This is a genomic window from Labrys sp. KB_33_2, assembly GCF_052114505.1.
Lineage (GTDB): Bacteria > Pseudomonadota > Alphaproteobacteria > Rhizobiales > Labraceae > Labrys.
The window spans coordinates 1-3,256 of sequence record NZ_JBFREW010000052.1 but is presented as its reverse complement, the minus strand read 5'-3'; the positions used below and the strand labels follow the sequence as shown (position 1 = coordinate 3,256).

Below are 3,256 nucleotides of genomic sequence, written 5' to 3'. Positions count from 1 at the left end.
CTCTAGAAGTAGCGCATGGGAACGCGGATGAGATCGCCCGGCAGAACGGGAATATTCGACGAAATCGGGTATTTCTTGAATCCGCTTTCACCGACATGCTGAATGTCGATGGTGGACGTACTTGCCCTGTAGGTGGTTCCGCCGGCTACTGCCAGGGCGCTCATGATATTCAGGCCGCTCTTGTAATCGTACTCTCCGGGTTTGTTGACTTCCCCCAGAATGTAAAAGGGCCTGAAGCTGGCCAGGTCCACGGTGACCTTCGGGTCGCGCAGATACTCGCCGCTGAATTTGGTGGCGAGCGTCTTTTCCATCTGTTGCTTGCTCAGGCCCGCTGCCTTCACGGTGCCGGCGAGCGGCAGGGACACGAAGCCGGCCGGATCGACCTGGTATTCCCCTGTAAGACGGTCCTCGCCGAAGACAGTGACCCTGATCTTGTCGCCGGCCTGGATATTCGGGGCTGCGACAGCCGTTTTCTGGATAAGGGCTTCCTGGTCGGCTTTCGACGCGACGCCAACGGTGTCGTTCGCGCATGATGCAAGCAGCAGGCAGAAAACCAGGACGAGTGCCGAAAACTGCCTCGATTGAATACCCATACGCGACACCCACAACCCCTCGCGCCTGAGATCGGATACGTAGACGCCGTAACGATAGGCGTAAGTGTGTTTTTTTGTCCAATAATTTCTTTGTCTGCCCTAAAGAAAAATCATATATTCCGTCGGGGAAGAGTGTTGATAAATACAAAATTCAGAGCACTTATTAGGATAATTCTCTATAGTTTTTGACCTTAACGATTTATTATTGGCCTCGAAGGAGCGTTGAATGCGGTCCCGAATCCCGACGTCATATAGTCCGCGTAAAATACGTCTATCGCTTTTCGACGTATTGTGGGTGATTGCAGCGCCGTTATTGACGCTGGCATTGCGGGATGTTGATCTTCTCGCCTGGCCGAATATGCCGTTCGACCTACCGGGACCCTATCTTTTCGTTTTTGTTACGATCGCATTCGCAATCCCGGCCCTGCTCATCTTTCGCGCCGGGGATGCAATCCAGAATACCTTTTCGGTCCCCGATCTCTATGCGATCTGCGCGGTGATCGCGTTGACGATCAGCGCCAGTGCGCTGCTTCTTTTCATACTCACGCGGCTCGATGGCATACCGCGGTCGACCCCGATCATCTACTCGCTCGTTCTCGGCGCGGGCCTGGCAGGGGGCCGGGCCTTCTCGAGGCTCGTCTCCCATGAGCGAGCCAGGGTCAGCGCCAAGCGCAACATTACCGATCTTCGCAAAGTCATCCTCATCGGCACGGATCAGTTCGCCTGGCTCGTGATCAAGCTCATCGAGAGCCAATCGCCCATCACCACGCAGATCATGTCGGTTCTCGACGAGGGACCGTCGGTGACGGGAAGGTCGCTCAATGGCGTGCACGTGGCCGGGCGGGTCGGCGATCTCGGGCGGATCGTCGACGAATATAGCCTGCATGGCGTGACCATCGACGCGGTATGGCTGTCCATGGAACCCGAGCAACTGGACACGGCCAGCCTCCGCTTCATCACGGATGAATGTGGTCGCCGAGGCATTGTGCTCAAGAGCGTCGCACAGGCGCTCGAGCTCATGCCCAAGGCCTCCGCGCGGCGGGCACAGGCATTGCCGACAGTCGTGGCTCGCGAGGAGGCGGACCCTGTGGCCGGACTGCCACGTTATTTCGGCGTGAAGCGTGTCATCGACATCGTGGCCTCGCTTGTCCTGATGGTGCTGCTGGCTCCCGTCTGGCTGCTGGTCGCAGCTCTCGTGCTTTTCGACGTCGGGCGTCCCCTGCATTTCTGGCAGCAGCGCGTGGGACGCGGCGGCAGGCATTTCTTCATCTACAAGTTCCGAACCTATCACGCTCCCTATGATGCCAAGGGGCACGTGGTTCCCGGGGCCGAGCGTCTGTCGCCAATCGGCCGGTTCATCCGCAAGATGCGCCTCGATGAGATCCCGCAATTGTTGAACGTCCTCGCCGGAGAGATGTCCTTGATCGGACCGCGCCCGCTTCTGCCGGCGGACCAGCCTGCCAATCCCGGGCTCCGCCTGGCTGTGCGGCCAGGCATCAGTGGTTGGGCGCAAGTCAATGGCGGCAATCTCGTGACCAGCGAGGAGAAGGACGCACTCGACGAATATTACATCGACAACGCATCCCTCGGGCTGGATCTGAAAATCGCCGTCATGACCATGATGTTCGTGTTCGGCGGTGAAAGGAGGGGAATTGCCGCGCTCAGTCGCGCCATGGCCGCACGCAGGGGCAGAAAGGCCCCGGCTCGGGGCCTGACGGAGCAGCACTCTCCTCCGAACTATCGACGCTGATCGGGACGGTAGCGATCCAGCATGGCTTTGAAACAGCGCCGCGTTTTCCTGGTCAATCGCTATTTTCATCCCGATACGTCCGCGACCAGCCAAATCGCCTCCGATCTGGCCGCCTTCCTTGCCGAGCAGGGGTGGGACGTGACCGCCCTTACCGGGACTGGCCGTTATGACGAACCCGCCCGCAGGCTGGATCCGGATGCGGCATTGCCCGGTGTTTCGATCCATCGTGTCGGTCCGGTGGTGGAAGCGGGCTCATCGCTCCTGAGGCGCGCTGCCGTTGCTATCGCTGTCCACACGACCCTGGCCTGGGAGCTTTGGCGACGCGCACGGGCTGGCGATATCGTCGTGGTCAAGACTGATCCGCCGCTGCTGAGCGTTTCGCTGCTGCCCATCCTTGCGGTGAAGCGCCTCCGGCAGATCAACTGGCTGCAAGACGTGTATCCGGAAGTCGCAGCAGAGCTTGGCGTGAAGGCCGGCCAGGGGATCTTGGGAGGCATCCTGCGCTGGTTGCGCAACGTCAGTCTTCGCCATGCGGCCATGAATGTAGCGGTTGGCGAAAGGATGAAGGCGATGATCGCCGGATTCGGCGTGCCGACCGCCAGGATCACGACGATTTGCAACTGGTGCGATGACCAGCGCATCGTGCCGGCTGGCCCTGAGCCCAACCGCTTGCGCCGTGACTGGGGTCTACAGGACAAGTTCGTGATCGGTTATTCGGGCAATCTCGGCCGGGCGCATGAGGTCGATACCCTCATAGGCGCCGCGCGCCTGCTTCGAGACGAGCCCGGGATCGTGTTCCTGTTCATCGGGGATGGTTACCTCACCTCTTATCTCAAGCGGGCCGTTGCCGACCAAGGGCTGGAGCGGATGTTTCGATTTCTGCCCTATCAGGACGCCGGCACATTGCCACAGT

Annotated in this window: 3 protein-coding genes; 2 read left to right on the top strand and 1 reads right to left on the bottom strand. The window is 59.8% G+C overall.

The features are described 5' to 3' along the window. Positions 1-2: 2 nt before the first annotated feature. Entirely contained in the window at positions 3-593 is a 591-nt protein-coding gene (locus AB4037_RS34360) for a polysaccharide biosynthesis/export family protein (RefSeq protein ID WP_441774635.1), read from the bottom strand. A gap of 496 nt (positions 594-1,089) precedes the next feature. Here AB4037_RS34360 and AB4037_RS34355 point away from each other — a divergent pair, with 496 nt between their 5' ends. Together AB4037_RS34355 and AB4037_RS34350 are read left to right on the top strand one after the other, a co-directional pair. Continuing rightward, positions 1,090-2,343: a sugar transferase gene (locus tag AB4037_RS34355; RefSeq protein ID WP_441774634.1), complete on the top strand. Its 1,254-nt coding sequence runs from the start codon at positions 1,090-1,092 to the stop codon at positions 2,341-2,343. 138 nt (positions 2,344-2,481) lie between these two features. Then, positions 2,482-3,256: glycosyltransferase (locus AB4037_RS34350; protein WP_441774633.1), on the top strand; the 775-nt coding region annotated here is incomplete at its 3' end.

Bases quoted from the DNA above. Each gene is read 5' to 3' on its own strand.
- AB4037_RS34360 (WP_441774635.1), bottom strand. From the start codon at position 593: ATGGGTATTCAATCGAGGCAGTTTTCGGCACTCGTCCTGGTTTTCTGC.